Source organism: Acidovorax sp. GW821-FHT09A11, from assembly GCF_059418365.1.
Genome location: NZ_JBWKPS010000004.1, coordinates 1 through 18,813 on the forward strand (window position 1 = coordinate 1; position 18,813 = coordinate 18,813).

Annotated in this window: 14 protein-coding genes; 10 read left to right on the forward strand and 4 right to left on the reverse strand. The window is 69.5% G+C overall.

Annotated features, from left to right (window positions below):
- Positions 1-412, forward strand: a 412-nt coding sequence (locus tag AC07PV_RS11115; protein ID WP_494630260.1) for a general secretion pathway protein GspB, incomplete at its 5' end; no start/stop codon positions are given.
- A gap of 569 nt (positions 413-981) precedes the next feature.
- Positions 982-3,387: a glycosyl hydrolase family 18 protein gene (locus AC07PV_RS11120; protein WP_492254524.1), complete on the forward strand. Its 2,406-nt coding sequence runs from the start codon at positions 982-984 to the stop codon at positions 3,385-3,387.
- An 82-nt stretch (positions 3,388-3,469) separates the two neighbouring features.
- Here the strand turns inward: AC07PV_RS11120 and AC07PV_RS11125 are convergent, their stop codons facing one another.
- A complete protein-coding gene (locus tag AC07PV_RS11125; protein ID WP_492254525.1) occupies positions 3,470-4,657 on the reverse strand; it encodes an ABC transporter substrate-binding protein in 1,188 nt (395 codons plus the stop codon).
- Between the two features lie 160 nt (positions 4,658-4,817).
- On the opposite strand from AC07PV_RS11125, the gene AC07PV_RS11130 reads away from it, so the two are divergent.
- A complete protein-coding gene (locus AC07PV_RS11130) occupies positions 4,818-5,555 on the forward strand; it encodes a Crp/Fnr family transcriptional regulator (RefSeq protein WP_218293061.1) in 738 nt (245 codons plus the stop codon).
- Positions 5,556-5,568: 13 nt separating this feature from the next.
- Here AC07PV_RS11130 and AC07PV_RS11135 read toward each other — a convergent pair whose 3' ends face one another.
- Complete coding sequence (locus AC07PV_RS11135) at positions 5,569-7,272, reverse strand: methyl-accepting chemotaxis protein (RefSeq protein WP_218293062.1); 1,704 nt, start codon at positions 7,270-7,272, stop codon at positions 5,569-5,571.
- A 394-nt stretch (positions 7,273-7,666) separates the two neighbouring features.
- On the opposite strand from AC07PV_RS11135, the gene AC07PV_RS11140 reads away from it, so the two are divergent.
- The 6 genes from AC07PV_RS11140 to AC07PV_RS11165 all read left to right on the forward strand — a co-directional run bounded on the left by AC07PV_RS11140 (position 7,667) and on the right by AC07PV_RS11165 (position 15,082).
- On the forward strand, positions 7,667-8,557 hold the full coding sequence (locus tag AC07PV_RS11140) for a DUF4394 domain-containing protein (protein ID WP_494630262.1): 891 nt from the start codon (positions 7,667-7,669) through the stop codon (positions 8,555-8,557).
- A 68-nt stretch (positions 8,558-8,625) separates the two neighbouring features.
- On the forward strand, positions 8,626-9,204 hold the full coding sequence (locus AC07PV_RS11145) for a methylamine utilization protein (RefSeq protein ID WP_218294373.1): 579 nt from the start codon (positions 8,626-8,628) through the stop codon (positions 9,202-9,204).
- On the forward strand, positions 9,204-11,549 hold the full coding sequence (locus tag AC07PV_RS11150) for a putative bifunctional diguanylate cyclase/phosphodiesterase (protein ID WP_218293064.1): 2,346 nt from the start codon (positions 9,204-9,206) through the stop codon (positions 11,547-11,549). The genes AC07PV_RS11145 and AC07PV_RS11150 overlap by 1 nt, the downstream gene beginning before the upstream one ends.
- Positions 11,550-11,655: 106 nt before the next feature.
- A complete protein-coding gene (locus AC07PV_RS11155) occupies positions 11,656-12,681 on the forward strand; it encodes a pseudouridine synthase (RefSeq protein ID WP_494630263.1) in 1,026 nt (341 codons plus the stop codon).
- A gap of 64 nt (positions 12,682-12,745) precedes the next feature.
- Complete coding sequence (locus AC07PV_RS11160) at positions 12,746-14,035, forward strand: esterase/lipase family protein (protein ID WP_494630264.1); 1,290 nt, start codon at positions 12,746-12,748, stop codon at positions 14,033-14,035.
- A gap of 111 nt (positions 14,036-14,146) precedes the next feature.
- A complete protein-coding gene (locus tag AC07PV_RS11165; RefSeq protein ID WP_218293065.1) occupies positions 14,147-15,082 on the forward strand; it encodes an exopolyphosphatase in 936 nt (311 codons plus the stop codon).
- A gap of 11 nt (positions 15,083-15,093) precedes the next feature.
- Here AC07PV_RS11165 and aqpZ read toward each other — a convergent pair whose 3' ends face one another.
- Positions 15,094-15,789 carry an aquaporin Z gene (gene aqpZ, locus AC07PV_RS11170; protein ID WP_492246303.1) on the reverse strand — a complete coding sequence of 232 codons (696 nt, stop codon included), beginning with the start codon at positions 15,787-15,789 and terminating at the stop codon, positions 15,094-15,096.
- Between the two features lie 329 nt (positions 15,790-16,118).
- On the opposite strand from aqpZ, the gene htpG reads away from it, so the two are divergent.
- Positions 16,119-18,095: a molecular chaperone HtpG gene (gene htpG, locus AC07PV_RS11175; protein WP_494630265.1), complete on the forward strand. Its 1,977-nt coding sequence runs from the start codon at positions 16,119-16,121 to the stop codon at positions 18,093-18,095.
- Positions 18,096-18,241: 146 nt separating this feature from the next.
- Here the strand turns inward: htpG and AC07PV_RS11180 are convergent, their stop codons facing one another.
- Positions 18,242-18,550, reverse strand: coding sequence for a hypothetical protein (locus tag AC07PV_RS11180; RefSeq protein ID WP_218293068.1), 309 nt, complete (start codon positions 18,548-18,550; stop codon positions 18,242-18,244).
- Positions 18,551-18,813 lie beyond the last annotated feature (263 nt).

The window sequence follows — 18,813 nt, forward strand, 5'->3', positions numbered from 1 at the left end:
CGGCGGCACCGCGCGTGAGCGCGAGCGGCCTGTGGCCGCGGTGGTGGTGGCACCACCCGCCGCACGGGCGCCGGTGGCCGATCCGGCGCGCCCGCGTGAGTCGCTTGGCGCGCCGCTCCCAGCCAACGGGTCTGCCCCGCGCTCCACGCAGGACCCCGGCGCTGCGCCGCCGCCCGCGAGCCCGGTGTTCGCCCAGACCGACCTGCCGGACACCCTGCGCGCGCAGTTGCCCGCGCTCAAGGTCACGGGGGCCACGCATTCCAGCAACCCGGTGTACCGCATGGCCATCGTCAACGGGCAGGTGCTGCACGAGGGCGACCAGGCCGCGCCGGGCCTGGTGCTGGAGAAGATCGAGCCGGGGCGCACGGTCTGGACCTTCCGCGGCTACCGGTACGCGGTGGCCGCGCAATAGGGCGTCCCCGGGGCGCCGGCACCCCCTGGGATGCCGGCCGGTGCGTCTGCATGACGCCTGCCGCTCCACCAGGGCCGCCCGTGGCGCGGCCGTGGACTCTTTTGCTCTCCTGGCGCGGGCCGCGCTGAACGCGCTTTTGCGGGGCTGGTCGCCGCCGCAGGGCGGCGAACGCCTGGGCTCCGTGCGGCCCGGTGGACCGCGGTGCGCCACCGGGGGAGCCCGCGCCGGTGCACGGGGCGGCCACGCCTTTCTGCCGCGCGCCGCGTTCGGGGTGGGGGGGTGGAGCGGGTCTTACGACCCGGCGCACAAGGTCGTAGGACATCAGTCGGATGGATTTGCCGCGCACCGCTTCGGACAATGGGCCCGGTGGCGGAGCGCTGCCTGCAAGGCCTGCGCTCCTGCCTGCCGCCGCCAAAGCGCCGTGCCTGCTGCCGGTATAAATCCAATAGCAAAGAATCAATATGGGACAAGCGTCAAAGCCACATTTGATTCAGGAATCACACCGTTCTGCCGCGCGGCGTTTTTGTTTTCTTTTGCCCTTTGCCTTGTCTTCCAGGAGAAATTTCACCATGCCCCATCTACCAGCGGCGAGGGAGCGCGCAGCGCGTTCCTGGCGCATCCGGTCCCGCCATGCAGGGACCCTGCTGCGGCTATTGGCCGCCTCCTGGATGCTGGCCGGCGGCAGCGCGATAGCGCAGGTCAGTTGCGCGCCGGGCCAGTGGCTGGCGGAGTACTTTCCCAATACCGGACTGTCCGGCGCACCGGCGCTGACCCGCTGCGAAGAGGGGCCGATCGACCGCTACTGGATGACCGACAGCCCCGACCCCCGGCTGCCGGTGGATGGTTTCTCCGCGCGCTGGACGGCCTCGGTGCCCTTTGCGGCCGGCACCGCCCGGTTCGTGACGTTTACCGACGATGGCGTGCGCGTGTTCGTCAACGGCCAGCGGGTGATCGACAACTGGACCCCGCACGGCATCACGATGGACGTGGCCGAACTGCCCCTGGCGGCCGGCAACCATACGGTGCGCATGGAGTATTTCGAGGCCGGCGGAGAAGGCCTGGCCCAGCTCGTCATCGAAGGCGGGGCCGAGCCGCCGCCGCCCGCGCCGCCACGCATCCTGTCGTTCGGGGCGGACCCGGGCACCATTGACGCTGGCGCCACGAGCACCCTGGCGTGGAGCACCGAGAACGCCGCCACGTGCACGGCATCCGGCGGCTGGAGCGGCGACCGCCCCGTCAGCGGCACCGCCCCCGCCAGCCCGGTGGTGACGACCACCTACAGCCTGAGCTGCAGCAACGCGCAGGGAGATGCCACCGGGGCCTCCACGGTGATCCTCGTGCGCAACAGCCCGCCGCCGGTGCCCCCCACCATCGCTAGCTTCGCCGCGACGCCCAGCCGCATCCGGCCGGGAGAAAGCGCGCGCCTGGACTGGCAGTCTCAGAACGCCTCCGGCTGCACCGCCTCGGGTGGCTGGAGCGGTGCGCGCCCGGTGCAGGGCAGCGAGCAGGTCAGTCCTGCCGCCAGCGCCGCCTACACGCTGGAGTGCGTCAACAGCGCGGGCCAGGCCACCAGCGCGCTCGTCAACGTGACGGTGGACGCAGGCAACCCGCTGCCCCCGGTGGGCGGCGTCACCGCCACGGCCACCCAGCAGGGCGTGCGTGTTGGCTGGAACCCCGTGACCAAGAGCGGTAAGTGGGTCAATGGCTACTACGCGGGCTGGTTCTGGAACCTGTTCCCGCCGGACGCCGTCGACATGACCACCATGACCCATTTCGTGTTCGGCCGCTATGCGCCCGCGCTGGGCTCGCTGCCCGGCGGACAGGCGGGCGATCTGCTGGAGGGCGCCGGAACGGGCCATCTGGCCAACGTGGAGGACGCGCTGATCGCCAAGGCCCATGCGGCGGGCGTCAAGGCGGTGATGATGGTGGGCGGGGACAGCGATGGCGCGGGGTTCATCGCCGCCACGGCGAACCCCACGGTGCGCGCACGCTTCATCAAGAACATCCTCGACAAGGCGGTGCAGAAAAACTACGACGGCGTGGACATCGACTGGGAAGAAAAGCTGGACACCGAGGTCGGCCGCGCCCAGGCCCTGGCGCTGCTGCGCGAGCTGCGCGCCGCCTCGGCGCTGCGTGCCCGCTACCAGGCGCCGAACGCGCCGCTGGAACTGAGCTGGCCCGGCTTCTGGGTGAACAAGAACCAGCCGGACATCACGCCCTGGCACGCCCAGGTGGCCGAGCTGGTGGACCAGTACAACCTGATGACCTACAGCATGGCGGGCGACTGGGGCTGGAAGTCGTGGCACCACTCCCCCCTGTTCGGCGAGGGCGACCTGCACCCCACGTCCATCGCCTCCACGGTGCAGGCCTACCTGAGCGCGGGCGTACCGCGCACCAAGCTGGGCATTGGCATCGGGCTCTACGGCGTGTACTACCCCCGTCCGGTGACGGGGCCGCGCCAGGACCTCACGGGCATGCAGGGCTGGGTGGACAACGGCGACTGGATGAACAACTACCAGCGCCTGGTGGAGGAAAACGCCTTCGGGCAGCCCGGCGCCGCATATCGCTGGGACGACGTGGCCAAGCAGGGGTACATCACGTACTCGCAGCCCTGGTACCGGGGCTCCACGCCGGTCACCTACCTGAGCTTCGAGGATGAGCGCTCCATCGCCGAGAAGGGCAAATGGGTGCGCGAGCAGGGCCTGGGCGGCACGCTGGTGTGGACCATCAACTACGGCTATCTGCCGCAGTCCGGCACCAACCCGCAGATGCAGGCGGTCAAGAAGTCCTTCATTGCAAGCAGTGCCGCCAGCTACCGGGTGTACCGCGACGGCGTGGCGATCGCCACGGTCACCGATCCGGCCTACACCGACACCACCGCGCCCAGCGGCAGCCACAGCTACCAGGTCAGCATGCTGGATGCGTCCGGCAACGAAGGCCCCCTGTCCGCCGCGGTGGTGGTTCAGGTGCCCTGATTCCGCCCGCGCCACGGGGCGGGCGGCGCCCGTCCGGTGGCCGGGGGAGGGCAGAACGGCCGAAGGCCGCCGAGGCCCGGGCTCAGCGCAGGAAGCGCCCGTCGCGCCCGACCAGCGTCAGCTCGACAAAACGCGAGGCGTTGCGGTCCGGGGTGGTGGCATGGATCTCGAAGCCGCCCAGGTCCCACTTCTTGAGGTTCCAGGTGGCATCGATGAAGGCGGCGCGCGTGGGGTTGCGCCCCGCGCGCTGCAGTGCCTCGGCGAACACGCGGGCGTTGATGTAGCCCTCCAGCGCCAGGTGCGAAGGTTCTGCGGTGGCGCCCGCCGCCTTCCAGGCCGCCTGAAAGTCCCGCACCACCGGCATGACCGCATTGGAGGGCAGCGGCACGACCTGCGAGATCGCCATGCCCGTGGCGTCCGCGCCCAGGGCCTTCACGGTGGCGGGCGTGCCCATCACCGACAGCGCATACAGCGTCACGCCGCGCTTGATGGCGCGGAACGCCTTCACGAACTCCAGCGTGGGCTTGCCCGCCAGGCCGATCACGATGGCCTCGAGGTTGCCGCCCGCCAGCTTGGCCGCCGCCGTGCCCGCGTCCGAGGCATTGTTCTCCACCGTCACGGTCAGCGCCTCGGGCAGCTTGAGGCGGTCCATCGACTGCTTGGCGGCGGTGAACACCTCTTTGCCGAACGAGTTGTTCTGGTAGACGATGCCGATGCGCTGGATGCCGATGGTGGACAGGTGCTGCACCAGCTTTTCGGCCTCGTCGGCGTAGCTCGCGCGGATGTTGAACACGTTGCGGGCACTCTTGGTGCGGCTCAGCTGCGCGCCCGTGAACGGCGCGAAGAACGGGATCCCGCTGTCGACCACCTTGGGCAGCATGGCGTCGATCATGGGCGTGCCCATGCAGTTGAACAGCGCGAAGGTGCCCGGATCGGCCAGGAACTGCGTCACGTTGGCCAGCGCCTTGGGCACGTCGTAGCTGTCGTCCTGGGTGACCAGCTCGATGGTCTTGCCGTGGATGCCGCCCCGTGCATTGATGCCCGCAAACGCCGCCTTGGCGCCCTGGTGCATGGCCGAGCCGAGATCGCCCAGCGGGCCGGTGAGGGCGGTGGACTGTGCAATCCGGATGGCCCCTTCCTGCGCGCGGGCGCTGCCCAGTCCCAGCCAGGGCAGGCTGACGGCCGCGGCCAGCAGCTGGCGCCGGGCAAGGCGTGGCGAAGGGCGGATGGCTGGCCGTGCCAGGCCTGCGGGCGGGTGGTTGTCGGGCATGCGTGTCTCCTCGGGTGGCCCAGGCGGGCGCATCGGCTGCTGGGGAGGCGACATCATCCTGTCACAATTGACATTTTTTTGTCGTTCTGACGACAATCCGGGTCGTGGTATTCCCGCATCGCATGCCCCCTTTGTTGCTCTCCCCCGGACCCGCACCGCCATGGACTCACGCATGAACCAGGATCTTTCGCTCCACCAGCGGCGCCGGCCGCCCACGGTGGACGAGCTCGGCGGCATACCCTGGCTGAGCCTGCTGCTGCCCGCCGAGCGCGAGCGGGCCGTGGCGTCGCTGCTGGTGGGGGACGCCAACGCGGGCGACTACGTCTGCCGGGTGGGGCGGCCGGTGACCTACTGGTTTGGCGTGGTGGAGGGCCTGCTCAAGATGAGCAGCGACAACGCGCAGGGGCAGACCATGACCTACGCCGGCCTGCCGCCCGGGGGCTGGTTTGGCGAGGGCACGGCCTTGAAGCGCGAGCCCTATCGCTACAACATCCAGGCGCTGCGCAAGAGCGTGGTGGCCGGGTTGCCGATCGACAGCTTCCACTGGCTGCTGGACCACTCCATCGGCTTCAACCGCTTCGTGATGAACCAGCTCAACGAGCGGCTGGGCCAGTTCATCGCCGCGCGCGAGATCGACCGCCTGAACAACCCCGACGTGCGCGTGGCCCGCAGCCTGGCATCGCTGTTCAACCCGGTGCTGTACCCCGGCGTGGGGGAGGTGCTGCGCATCACGCAGCAGGAGCTGGCCTATCTGGTGGGCCTGTCGCGCCAGCGCGTGAACGAGGCGCTGGCGGCGCTGGAGGCGCAGGGCGCGATCCGGGTGGAATACGGCGGCCTGCGCGTGCTGGATCTGCTGGCGCTGCGCTCGAGCATCTTCCCGCTGCAGCAGGGCGTTTGAGCGGCGGCGGGCCTCAGCCCGGCAGCGAGGGTTGCTGGCCGCGCGAAGGGGGCTGCAGGCTGGCGCGCTGCGGGGGCGCCGGTACGGGCACCGGCGCGGGCGAGGCCGCGCCGCCGCTCCAGTGGTTCTCGCCGCCGCCGTCGCGCGTGAGGCGGAAGGTGCCCACCATCTGGGTGAGGCGGCCCGCCTGGTCCTTGAGGCTGTCGGCCGCCGCGGCCCCTTCCTCCACGAGGGCGGCGTTCTGCTGCGTCATTTCCTCGAGTTCGCCCACCGAATGGCTCACGTGGCCGATGCGCTGGCTCTGTTCCTGCGTGGCGGCGGTGATCTCGCCCATGATGTCGGACACGCGGCGCACCGACAGCACCAGCTCCTCGATGGTCTTGCCCGCGTGGTTCACCAGGGTGCTGCCCTCCTGCACCTGATCGACGCTGGCGCCGATCAGGGCCTTGATCTCGCGCGCGGCATTGGCCGAGCGGCCGGCCAGGCTGCGCACTTCGCCCGCCACGACGGCGAAGCCCCGGCCCTGTTCGCCGGCGCGGGCGGCTTCCACCGCGGCGTTGAGGGCCAGGATGTTGGTCTGGAAGGCGATGCCGTCGATCACGCTGATGATGTCGGCGATCTTGCGCGAACTGGCGCTGATGGTGTCCATGGTGCGCACGACCTGCGACACCACCTCGCCCCCGCGCGTGGCCGCGTCGGACGCGGTGGAGGCGAGCTGGTTGGCCTGGCGGGCCGAGTCGGCGCTTTGCGACACGGTGCCGGTCAGGTCCACCAGCGCGGTGGCCGCGCCCTGCAGATTGTGCGAGGTCTGCTCGGTGCGCTGGCTCAGGTCCAGGTTGCCCGAGGCGACTTCCGAACTGGCCACGAGGATGGAGTCGGCGGTCTGGCCGATCTCGCCCACCAGCGTGCGCAGGCGCTCCTGCATGGCGGCGATGGCTTCCAGCAGACGGCCGGTTTCGTCCTGGATGCGCACTTCCACCTGCGAGGTGAGGTCGCCGCGCGCGATGCGTTCCGCCACCACCACGGCGCGGCCGATGGGGGCGGTGATGCTGGCGGTGATGCGCCACGCGATCAGCGCGCCGAGCCCGATGGCCAGCAGCACCAGCAGGCCGCCCACCATGCGGGCGTTGCTCTGGGTCTGCTCGGCCGAGGCCGTGGCGTCGGCGTTGAGGCTGTTCTGCAGCTCGATGAGTTCGCGCAGCTTGGCGCGCCACGCGGTTTCCACGGGCGCCACGCGGGTCATCAGTGCCAGGGTCGCGCTCACCGTGTCGCCGTCGTCGGCCGATTTGATCGCGTTGTCGAGCTCGGGGCGCGCCTTGCGGCCCAGCGCCTGCACCTCGCCCAGCAGCTTGATCTCGGCGGGCGTGGCGCCGGCGGGGGTGAGGAGTTCGCCCAGGGCGGTTTCCTGGCGGCCGTATTCCTTGAGCGTCGCGGAAATGGCAGCGATCTGTTCGTGTGCCTGCTTGGGGTCGATGTCGTTGAGCATGGCCGCCGAGCGGCTCTGGATGCCGATGGCGCTCACGCTCTCCAGCATGCCGTTGACGAGCTTGGACTTGCTGGCGCCGGCACCGGTGACCTGGCGCATCTGCTCATGCACCTTGCCCACGGAAAGCTGGCCCACGGCAGCGACGGCCACCACCAGCACCAGCATGCAGCCGAAGCCCAGGCCGAGCCGGCTGGAGATCGACAGGGATTTGAGTGATGAAGCGGCCGGCATGGTGTTCCTTGAGGTCTCTGGGTGCAATGGATCGGGATGCACAAGGCAAAGCAATAACGGGGCCCGCATCAGCCGGGCCGGCGGCCGCGCCCCGCACGCCGGCCCAGGGCAGTGTAGGCAGAATTGACAAGAAGTGTCATGAGGCTTGCGGATGGCGCCATGCCCGTTGTGCATGGGTGTTTGTTACAAATGGCCTTCCAGGGCGTGCACCACTCCCGCAGGGCAGAAGGCGGGGGGGAGGCTGTGGAAAATGAGGGAAAATACGGCAAATCGGTGTACTGCATTGGGTTTTTTGCTATTTGATTGGTAGCACTTGACGGGTGCTTCGTTGGCCGGTGGCCCCCGGTGGCGCACCCCATCATGTATAAACCCGTTACAGATGTGAGGCCTCAGGATGAACCCGCTTTCCCTCCCCCTGGCGTGCCGCGCCGCCGCCGCCGCGCTGGTGGTCGCCGCGCTCGCCAGCTGCGCCACGGCACCCGCGCCGGACCAGCGCGAACTGGTCGTCGCGGTCACGGCGTCGCACGAGCTCATCACCTTCCATGCCGGCCAGCCGGAGCGCATCCTGGAGCGCCGCTCCGTGACGGGCCTGGCCTCGGGCGAGCGACTGGTGGGCCTGGACTTTCGCGTGGCGCGCGGCGTGCTGTATGCGCTCTCGCAGGCGGGGCGGCTGTACACGCTCGACATCCCCACCGGGGCCCTGCGCCCCGTGGGCCCAACGCCGGCCGTCCTGGCCCTGCGGGGGACGGCCTTCGGCTTTGATTTCAACCCCGTGGCCGACCGCATCCGCGTCGTCTCGAACGCGGGCCAGAACCTGCGGCTGCACCCGGACACCGGCGCCGTGGTGGACGGCGACCCGGCCGTCGAGGGCGTGCAGCCCGACCCGGCCCTGCGCTATGCCTGGAGCGACACGAACGCCGGCCGCGCGCCCGATATCGCGGGCGCCGCCTATACCTACAACGCGCAGGACGGCAAGCTCACCACCAACTACGCCATCGACCGTGCGCTCGGCGTGCTGGTGACGCAGGGCTCGCGGGAAGGCGCCACGCCCGTGGTGTCGCCGAACACCGGCCAGCTGCGCACCGTGGGGCCGCTGGGCCTGGGGCCCCTGACCGATGTGTCGTTCGACATCTCGGATGTCGGCAACACCGCGCTGATCGCCGTGCGCACGCCGGCCGACGGCCAGACGCGGCTGCACCTGGTGAACCTGGACACTGGCGCCACCCGTGCGCTGGGCAGGGTGGGCGAGGGCGCGCCCTTGCTGGGCATGGCCATCGAACCATGACGCATGCCTGCTTTCCCGCGCGCCGCACCGGGCGCCCGGTGGCCGCGTTCCTGCTGGCCGGCGCGTGCATGGCGGGCCTGGCCACGGCGGCGCGGGGTGCCACGGTGCAGGTGGACGTGCTGGACACCGCGGGCAAGCCGCTGGCCGACGCCGTGGTGTTCCTCGACTCGGCCGACGCGGCCCGGCAGGCCCGGCCGCTGGCCGGTGTGGAGATGGCGCAGGAGAAGCGAAGGTTCGTGCCCGGCGTGCTCGTGGTGCCGGTGGGCACCGAGGTGCGCTTCCCCAACCATGACTCGGTGCGCCACCACGTCTATTCGTTCTCGCCCGCCAAGAAATTCGAGCTCAAGCTCTACACCGGTACGCCCTCCAATCCCGTGCTGTTCGACCGGCCGGGCGTGGTGGTGCTCGGCTGCAACATCCACGACCAGATGGTGGGCTGGATCCTGGTGGTGGACACCCCGCACTACGCGCGCAGCTCCGCCGCCACGGGCAGGGCGCAGCTCGACAATGTGCCGCCCGGCACCTACACGCTGCGCGCCTGGCACACGCGGCTGCCGGTGGGCGCCCCCGCGCAGGAGCAGGCGCTGACGGTGCCCGCCGCCGGCGGCGCCGCCGCGTCGGTGCGTTTGGCGGGGTTGCAGCCTTGATGCAGCTGCGCCTGCTGCGGCGCAGCCTGATCCTGCGGCTGGTGGGACTCTCGCTGCTGCTGCTGCTCATCGTGCAGGCGGCGGGTTTTGCGGTGGTGCGCGCCACCATCGAGCGCAATGCGCGCGCCCAGATCGCCCAGGCCCTGGACCTGGACGAGAACGTCTGGCGCCGGCTCCTCGAGCAGAACGCCGACAAGCTGCGCCAGGGCTCGGCCCTGCTCGCGGCCGACTACGGCTTTCGCTCCGCCGTGAATTCGGGCGACGAGGAAACCATCCAGTCCGTGCTGGAGAACCACGGCAGCCGCATCGGCGCCGCCGTGACGGCGCTGCTGGGCACCGACCTCACGCTGCGCGCGGTCAGCCTGTCGGGCAGCATGGAGGCGTTTCCGGCCACCCTGCGCGAACTGGTGCCGCCGCTGGCTGCGCAGGCCCAGGGCAGCCAGATCGCGGTGATGGACGGCGTGCCCTACCAGTTCGTGATGGTGCCGCTGCGCGCACCGGTGGTCATCGGCTGGGTGCTGATGGGCTTTCCCATCCACCAGCCGCTGGCCGACGAGATGCGGCAATTGCTGTCGGTGCATGTGGCGCTGGTCGTCCAGGGCGCGGACGGCTCGGTCCAGGTGCCCGTGAGCACGCTGCCGCCCGGCCCGCTGGCGCTGCTGCAGCGCCAGGGCATTGCTTCGGGTGAACTGCAGACGCCGGAAGGCACCTTGCTGGCGCGCACCATCCGCCTGCACAGCGTGGGCGGCGAGGTGCAGGCGCTGCTGCTGCGCTCGGTGGACGAGGTGCTCGCGCCCTACCGCCAGCTGCAGGTGCTGCTGGCCATCATCACCGTCGCCGGCGTGCTGCTGTTCGCGGTGGGCACGGGGCTGGTGGCGCAGCGCCTGACCACGCCGCTGCGCTCGCTGCTGGCCGCCACGCAGCGCCTCTCGCGCGGCGAGTACGACGTGCCGCTGGCGCACACCGCCCGCAGCGACGAGATCGGCAACCTCGCGCGCTCGTTCGACCATATGCGCGTGGACATCGGCGCGCAGCAAACGGAAATCCGCCGCCTGGCCTACTGGGACCGGCTCACCGGACTGCCCAACCGGGAGCGCTTTCGCGAAGCGGTGGTGCAGGCGATCGCGGGCGCGGGCGGCGTGGCGGCAGGGCCACCGCAGCCGCTGGCCGTGCTCACGCTCGACCTGGACCGCTTCAAGCATGTGAACGACGTGCTCGGCTATGCCTTCGGCGACCGCCTGCTGCAGGCCGTGGCCGAGCGCCTGCGCCAGCAGGTGCCGTTGCCCGGCCACATGGTGGCACGCCTGGGCGGCAACGAATTCGCCGTGCTGCTGCAGGGCGCCGATGCGGCCGCCGCCCACGACACCGCGCTGCGCATCACGCGCTCGTTCGAGGAGCCGCTGGCCTTCGAGGACCAGACGGTGGACCTGAGCGCCGGGATCGGCATTGCCTGCTGGCCAGGCGACGCGGACGATGCCGACACGCTGCTCAGCCGTTCCGAGATCGCCATGTACGCCGCCAAGCGCAAGCTCAGCGGGGCGCTGCAGTACGACGCGTCGTTCGATTCGGCCAGCACGCAGACCCTGTCCCTGCTGACCGAACTGCGCCGCGCCGTCGAACACCGCGAACTGCGCCTGTACCTGCAGCCCAAGGTGGCGCTGCGCGGCCAGCCCGGCCTGGCCGCCGAGGCCCTGGTGCGCTGGCAGCATCCGCAGCGCGGCCTGGTGCCGCCCATGCAGTTCATCCCGTTCGCCGAGCAAACGGGCTTTGTGCGCCAGCTCACGCTGTGGATGTTCGAGGAGGTCGCGCGCCTGCTGGCCGACCCGCGCACCCGGGGCCTGCCGCTCAGGGTCTCGGTCAACCTGTCCACGCGCGACCTGCTGGACCCGGAGCTCAGCGCGCGGCTGGCCGACATCCTGGTGCGCCATGGCGTGTCCGCCAGCGCCTTCTGCCTGGAGATCACCGAAAGCGCCATCATGGACGACCCCCAGCGCGCCGAGGCCATGCTCAACCGCCTGTCCCAGCAGGGCTTCAAGCTCTCCATCGACGATTTCGGCACGGGGTACTCCTCGCTGGCCTACCTCAAGCGCCTGCCGGTGGACGAGCTCAAGATCGACAAATCGTTCGTGATGGGCATGGCGGCGGGCGAGGACGACGCGATGATCGTGCGCTCGACCATCGACCTGGCGCACAACCTGGGGCTCAGCGTGGTGGCCGAGGGCGTGGAAACCGCGGACATCCTGGAGCGGCTGCGCTCACTGGCGTGCGACGAGGCGCAGGGCTACCACATTGCACGGCCCCTGCCCGTCGATGATTTCCTGGCCTGGCAGGCGCGCCAGGGGTAAGCTGTCCGGTTTTTCACCGGAGGCGGATGCCGCAGAGGCACCGCCGGCCGGCCTTTCCGCGCCGGGCCCGCAAGGCCCGTGCGGCCCACAGGCGAAAATACGCGCAATGTCCTCTTCCAGTTCCCGTCCGCCCGCCGGCCCCGCAGCGGCTCCCGCCCCGGATGCCGGCGGCCCGTCCGCACCCGCGCCGCGCCCCGTGCTTCGCCGTCCCGTCATCGAAGCCAAGGCGGCCAAGGCAGCGCCCGCCCGTCCCGCGCCGCCGCCCCGGCCCTCCCGCGCGCTCGCACCGCCCACCTACCGCACGGCGTCGGGTGGCTTTGTCGCGCCGGTGCGGCAGGTACCCCCGCCTGCCGCACGCACCGTGGCACCCAACGGCCTGGTCAGCTCCCGCCTGAACAAGCGCATGGCCGAGCTGGGCATGTGCTCCCGGCGCGAGGCGGATGACTGGATCGCCCAGGGCTGGGTCAAGGTCAATGGCGAGGTCGCGGAGATGGGCGTGCAGGTGCTGCCCACCGACCGCATCGAGGTCGACAAGGTCGCCCAGGGGTTCCAGGAGCAGCGCGTCACCATCCTGCTGCACAAGCCCATGGGCTATGTGAGCGGGCAGGCCGAGGACGGCCACACGCCCGCCGTGGCGTTGATCAACCCCCGCACGCACTGGCGCGACGACCCCAGCCGCAACCGGTTCTCGCCGCCGCAGCTGCGTGGCCTGGCGCCGGCCGGGCGGCTGGACATCGATTCGGTGGGCCTGCTCGTTCTCACCCAGGACGGCCGTGTGGCGCGCCAGCTCATCGGCGAGGACTCCACGGTGGACAAGGAGTACCTCGTGCGCGTGCAGTACGGCGATGTCGCCACCGACGTGCAGTCGGCCTTCCCGCGCGAACAGCTCGCGCGGCTGTGCCACGGCCTGGCGCTCGACGGCCAGCCGCTCAAGCACGCCCAGGTCGACTGGCAGAACCCCGAGCAGCTGCGCTTCGTGCTCACCGAAGGCAAGAAGCGCCAGATCCGCCGCATGTGCGAGCTGGTGGGGCTCAAGGTGGTGGGGCTCAAGCGCATTCGCATCGGCCGTGTCACCCTGGGCAACCTGCCGGTCGGGCAGTGGCGCTACCTTTCTCCCGGCGAACGGTTCTGACAGGCCGGGCGCCCCGGCTTCTTCCTGTGTCGCTTGACCATTCCTGAACGGAGCCTTTCCACCCATGTCCCCATCACCGCGCCGCGGCGCCAATGCAGCCGGCCCCGGGGCAAGGCGCCCCGCCGAACCCTCCACGCCTGGCCCCCTGCGGCAGTTGCGCGTTTCCGACCTGCGCGGCGTGGCACGGCTGGTCACGCAGGCCACCACGGGCATCAGCCGCGTGGCCGAGGGCGTGCACCAGTCGGTGCTGGGCACCCTGGGTTTGCCTGGCGGGGCGCAGCCCGGGCAGGCGCGGGGCCTCACGGGGCTGGTCTACCAGAGCATTCGGGGCGTGACATGGCTCGTGGATGCGGGGCTGCAGGCGGGCCTGGCGCGGCTGGAGCCGTTTTTCGAGCCGGCCGTGCCGCACACCGGCGTGCAGTGGGAGCGCGAGGCCGTGCTGGCCGCCCTCAACGGCGTGATGGGGGACCGCCTCCAGCGCGACGGCAACCCGCTGTGCACCCGCATGGGGTTCCACCGGGAGGGGCTGCCGCTCGACCTGCCCGCCCTGGCCGCCAGCGGCGCGGCCACCGGCAAGGTGCTGGTGCTGGTCCACGGCCTGTGCATGAACGATCTGCAGTGGCGGCACGGCGGCCATGACCATGGCGCCTACCTCGCGCAGGCGCTGGGCTGCACGCCGGTCTACCTGCGCTACAACACGGGCCTGCACACCTGCGCCAATGGCGCGGAGCTCGCGGCGCAGCTGGAATCCCTCGTGAGGGACTGGCCGGTGCCCGTGACGGAGGTGGCGGTGCTGGCCCACAGCATGGGCGGGTTGGTCGCGCGCAGTGCGTGCCACCAGGCGGTGGCGCAGGGGCTGGGCTGGCCGGCGCTGCTGCGCCACCTGGTGTGCCTGGGCACGCCCCACCATGGCGCGCCGCTGGAAAAAGCCGGCCTTTGGGTGGACATCCTGCTGGGCAGCACGCCGTATTCGCGCCCCTTCGCACGGCTGGCGCAGCTGCGCAGCGCGGGCATCACCGACCTGCGCCACGGCCACGTGCTGGAATCCGACGGGCAGGGGCGCGACCGCTTTCACCGGCAGCCTGACCGGCGCGTTCCGGTGCCGCTGCCCGAGGGCGTGGCCTGCCATGCCGTCGCCGCCACGCTGGCCGCGCGGCGCAGTCCGGTGGCCGAGCGGCTGGTCGGCGACGGGTTGGTGCCGTTGCACAGTGCCCTGGGCATCCACGATGATGCGCGGCGGACCCTGGGTTTTGCCAAGGATCGGCAGGCCGTGTTCCACCGGATGGGCCATCTGGCGCTGCTGGGCGATGCGGGCGTGGCGCGGCAGCTGGAGCAGTGGCTTCGGCCCGCGTGAGCGGCAAAGGGAGGAAAGCGGTCCGGTGGTCCGCTTTTCCACGCCAACGGCCTTGTGGGGCCTTGGCCCGCGGCTACCATGTGGCCATGAATATGTGACAAGGAGAAACTAGTGAGCGACGTGAAATACCGGCTGGTAACCCGCAGCGACTTCGACGGCCTCGTGTGTGCCGTGCTGCTCAATGAGCTCAATCTCATCGACGAGATCACCTTCGTGCACCCGAAGGACATGCAGGACGGCAAGATCGCCATCACCAGCCGCGACATCACCACCAACCTGCCCTATGTGCCGGGGGCCCACCTGGTCTTCGACCACCACGAATCGGAAACCGTGCGCAACTCGGGCCGGCGCGACGAAAACCACATCATCGAGGCCCATGCGCCGTCGGCGGCCCGCGTGGTCTACAACCACTACGGCGGCAAGGCGGCCTTTCCGCGCATCACCGACGAAATGATGGCGGCGGTGGACCAGGCCGACTCCGCCCAGTACTCCCGCGAAGACATCCTGGACCCCCAGGGCTGGGTGCTGCTGAACTACATGATGGATTCGCGCACGGGACTGGGGCGTTTCCGCGACTTCCGCATCAGCAACTATGCGCTGATGATGGACCTCATCCAGTATTGCCGCGACCACGACATCGCCGACATCCTGGCTCTGCCCGACGTGCAGGAGCGCGTGCAGCTGTACCGAGACCATGCCCCCAAGGCCCAGGAGCAGCTGCAGCGCTGCGCCATCCGCATCGGCAAGCTGGTGGTGCTGGACCTGCGCGAGGAAGAAACCATCTGGGCCACCAACCGCTTCATGATCTACGCGCTGTTCCCCCAGTGCAACATCTCCATCCACGTGATGTGGGGCCTGCAAAAGCAGAACACGGTGTTCGCCACGGGCAAGTCCATCCTCGACCGCAGCAGCCAGGTGCACATCGGCAACCTCATGCTGGAGTTTGGCGGCGGCGGGCATGCGGCCGCGGGCACCTGCCAGGTGGCCAACGACAAGGCCGACAAGATCCTGCAGACGCTGGTGCAGCGCATCACGATCGAGGGCTGAAGCCCGCCCCCTCAGTCGTCGCTGAGCAGCGCGCGGTAGATGGCGGCGCCCAGCAGCGCGCCTGCGATGGGCGCTGCCCAGAACACCCACAGTTCCGACAGCGCATAGGCCGGGCCAAACAGCGCCGGGCCGGTGCTGCGCGCGGGGTTGACCGAGGTGTTGGTCACCGGGATGGAGATCAGGTGGATGAGCGTGAGGCACAGGCCGATCGCCAGCCCGCCAAAGCCGCTGGCCGCGCGTTTGGCCGTGGCGCCCAGGATCACGATGAGGAACACGGCCGTCAGCACGACCTCCGTCACCACGGCGGCCACCAGGCCATAGCCGCCGGGGGAGTGTTCGCCATAGCCGTTGGTGGCGAAACCCCCGATGTCCGCGCCCGGCTTGCCGGTGGCGATGAGGTACAGCACGCCCGCCGCGGCGATGGCGCCCAGCACCTGGGCCACCACGTAGCCGGGCAGCTCGGACGCCTTGAAGCGGCCACCCAGCGCCAGCCCCACCGACACGGCGGGATTGAAATGCCCGCCCGAGATCGGTCCCAGGGCATAGGCCCCTGTCAGCACCGTGAGGCCAAAGGCCAGGGACACGCCGACAAAACCAATGCCCAGCTGCGGGAAGGCGGCAGCCAGCACGGCGCTGCCGCAGCCTCCCAGGGTCAGCCAGAACGTGCCGAGGAACTCGGCGGACCATTTTTGAAGGGATGTGGGCATGGCAGGACGGCTCCGAAAGAAAAAAGGGCACAGGGTTCTGGAAGGCTGCTCCCTTCGGAACAGCGGCGGCGCGTGCATCTTATGGGGGGCAAATGACAAAAAATACTGCCAGTTGCCTGCAGATTGTCAACAATCTTCAGCGCCCGGCCCCGTCTGCCCGCCGTCTGCAGGGACGGACGGCAGGCCGCGCCGGAGGCCGCCGTGTGCGAAACACCCTTGAAATCAGCCAGTCCGCCCCGAGGTGAACACGCGCGAACGCCTTTCCTCGCCACCCACGTGGCCCGTGAAAGGCGTTCCCTTGCACCTTACACAGCAATCTCCAAGACACCATGAGCACCAAACAGACCCTGTCTTTCCAGGCCGAAGTGGCCCAGCTGCTGCACCTTGTCACGCACTCGCTGTACTCCAACCAGGAGATCTTCCTGCGCGAGCTGATCTCCAACGCCTCGGACGCGTGCGACAAGCTGCGCTTCGAAGGCCTGAACAATTCCGCGCTGTTCGAGGACGCTCCCAACCTGGAAGTGCGCGTGACCTTCGACAAGGACGCGAAGACGCTCACCATCACCGACAACGGCATCGGCATGAGCCAGCAGGAGGCCATCGAGCATCTGGGCACCATCGCCAAGAGCGGCACCAAGGACTTCATGGGCAAGCTCTCGGGCGACCAGAAGCAGGACGCGCAGCTCATCGGCCAGTTCGGCGTGGGCTTCTATTCGGGCTTCATCGTGGCCGACAAGATCACGGTCGAGTCGCGCCGCGCGGGCCTGCCTGCCGGCGAAGGCGTGCGCTGGGTGAGCGGCGGCACGGGCGACTTCGAGGTGGAAACCATCAACCGTCCGCAGCGCGGCACCAGCATCATCCTGCACCTGCGCGACGACGCCGAGGAATACCTCAACGCCTGGAAGCTCAAGTCCGTCATCGCCAAGTACTCCGACCACATCAGCCTGCCCATCCTCATGGAAAAGGAAGAGTGGAAAGACGGCGAGCTGATCAACCCTTCGGACGAGAACGGCGGCCGCCAGCCGGGCGCCATGGTCAAGACCGGCGAGTGGGAAACCATCAACAAGGCCAGCGCGCTGTGGAGCCGCCCCAAGAAGGACATCACGGACGAGCAGTACGCCGAGTTCTACAAGACCATCAGCCACGACCATGAAGCCCCGCTGACCTGGGCGCACAACCGCGTCGAGGGCAACACCGAGTACACGCAGCTCCTGTACATCCCCGCCAAGGCGCCGTTCGACCTGTGGAACCGGGACAAGAAGGCCGGCGTGAAGCTGTACGTCAAGCGCGTGTTCATCATGGACGACGCCGAGGCGCTGATGCCCACCTACCTGCGTTTCGTCAAGGGCGTGATCGACTCGGCCGACCTGCCGCTGAACGTGAGCCGCGAGCTGCTGCAGGAAAGCCGCGACGTGCGCGCCATCCGCGAAGGCTCGACCAAGCGCGTGCTCAGCATGCTGGAAGACCTGGCCAAGCACGACAAGCATGAGGCCACGGCGGGCGACGACGGCGTGACCGATGTGGTCGACGCCGACGACAAGGCCAAGGAAGGCAAGTACAGCCAGTTCTACGCCGAATTCGGCGCCGTGCTCAAGGAAGGCCTGGGCGAAGACTTTGGCAACCGCGAGCGCCTGGCCAAGCTGCTGCGTTTTGCGTCCACCACCAGCGACACCGCCACCGTGGGCTTTGCCGATTACAAGGCCCGCATGAAGGAAGGTCAGGAGGCCATCTACTACATCACCGCCGACACCCTGGCGGCGGCCAAGAACAGCCCGCAGCTCGAAGTCTTCAAGAAGAAGGGCATCGAGGTGCTGCTCATGACCGACCGCGTGGACGAGTGGGCGCTGAACTACCTGCACGAATTCGACGGTACGCCGCTGCAAAGCGTGGCCAAGGGCGCGGTGGACCTGGGCAAGCTGCAGGACGAGGCCGAGAAGAAGGCCGCCGAAGAGGCCGCCGAGACCTTCAAGCCCGTGCTCGCCAAGCTCAAGGAGGCGCTCAAGGACAAGGCCGAGGACGTGCGCGTGACCACGCGCCTCGTCGATTCACCCGCGTGCCTGGTGGTGCAGGACGATGGCATGAGCACCCAGCTCGCGCGCATGCTCAAGCAGGCGGGCCAGCAGGCGCCGGAGACCAAGCCCGTGCTGGAGGTCAATGCCGAGCATGCGCTGGTCAAGAAGCTCGACGGCAGCGTGCATTTCCACGACCTCGCGCACATCCTGTTCGACCAGGCGCTGCTGGCCGAAGGCGGCCTGCCCGAAGACCCGGCGGCCTACGTGCGGCGGGTGAATGCGCTGCTGGTGTGACGGGGATGAAATAGGCTGCTGGCGCCCGGCCATCAAGCGCCGATAGCTATTAAAAATAGAGCAAACCCCGTCGATGCCAGGGCATCACGGGGTTTTTTTGCGCCGGCGCTGGCGTCCTCCGCGCCAGCGGGCGGGGGCGGTGCGCCTCAATCCTCCGGCCGCGCCTGCTCCAGCAGGCGGTCGTGCGCGCGGTTGCGCTCCTGCGGGTCGGCGTCGATCAGCTCCTTGAGCGCGCCCTGCGGCGCCAGCAGCCCCTTGCGCCGGTCATTCTTGACGGGCAGGTTGCGCCAGCCCGAGAGCACCAGCCAGTCCCAGAGCTCGGGCGGCACGGGGCAGGTGATCGCCATCTTGACCGGCCCCCGGATGATGAACGTGCCCACCGCCGGCAAGGGCCCCACCGGGGCAGGCCGGCGCTGCTGGCGGATGGAAAAGAGGTTGCGGAACAAATCCTTCATGGCCGGGGCAACTCGCTGGGGATCTGGGATGGCGCAGCATAGCCCAGTGCCGTGGAACCGGTCCACTGTCCGGGGGCGCCTGCGCGCCACGGCCGGCGTGGTGGAAACAATACGCAATACGGTTCACGAACGTTAACGATTGTTTCTGCGCGGATTACGCCTGCCGCGCTCGATAAATTCAGGCCCTGCCTTTGCCCATGGCGGCCCAGGCGCGTTCACGCACTCCCTCGCATTTTTTGCCAGCCCTGAGGGGCCTGGTGAGG

Bases quoted from the DNA above. Each gene is read 5' to 3' on its own strand.
- AC07PV_RS11120 (WP_492254524.1), top strand. From the start codon at position 982: ATGCCCCATCTACCAGCGGCGAGGGAGCGCGCAGCGCGTTCCTGGCGC.
- AC07PV_RS11125 (WP_492254525.1), bottom strand. From the start codon at position 4,657: ATGCCCGACAACCACCCGCCCGCAGGCCTGGCACGGCCAGCCATCCGC.
- AC07PV_RS11130 (WP_218293061.1), top strand. From the start codon at position 4,818: ATGGACTCACGCATGAACCAGGATCTTTCGCTCCACCAGCGGCGCCGG.
- AC07PV_RS11135 (WP_218293062.1), bottom strand. From the start codon at position 7,272: ATGCCGGCCGCTTCATCACTCAAATCCCTGTCGATCTCCAGCCGGCTC.
- AC07PV_RS11140 (WP_494630262.1), top strand. From the start codon at position 7,667: ATGAACCCGCTTTCCCTCCCCCTGGCGTGCCGCGCCGCCGCCGCCGCG.
- AC07PV_RS11145 (WP_218294373.1), top strand. From the start codon at position 8,626: ATGGCGGGCCTGGCCACGGCGGCGCGGGGTGCCACGGTGCAGGTGGAC.
- AC07PV_RS11150 (WP_218293064.1), top strand. From the start codon at position 9,204: ATGCAGCTGCGCCTGCTGCGGCGCAGCCTGATCCTGCGGCTGGTGGGA.
- AC07PV_RS11155 (WP_494630263.1), top strand. From the start codon at position 11,656: ATGTCCTCTTCCAGTTCCCGTCCGCCCGCCGGCCCCGCAGCGGCTCCC.
- AC07PV_RS11160 (WP_494630264.1), top strand. From the start codon at position 12,746: ATGTCCCCATCACCGCGCCGCGGCGCCAATGCAGCCGGCCCCGGGGCA.
- aqpZ (WP_492246303.1), bottom strand. From the start codon at position 15,789: ATGCCCACATCCCTTCAAAAATGGTCCGCCGAGTTCCTCGGCACGTTC.
- htpG (WP_494630265.1), top strand. From the start codon at position 16,119: ATGAGCACCAAACAGACCCTGTCTTTCCAGGCCGAAGTGGCCCAGCTG.
- AC07PV_RS11180 (WP_218293068.1), bottom strand. From the start codon at position 18,550: ATGAAGGATTTGTTCCGCAACCTCTTTTCCATCCGCCAGCAGCGCCGG.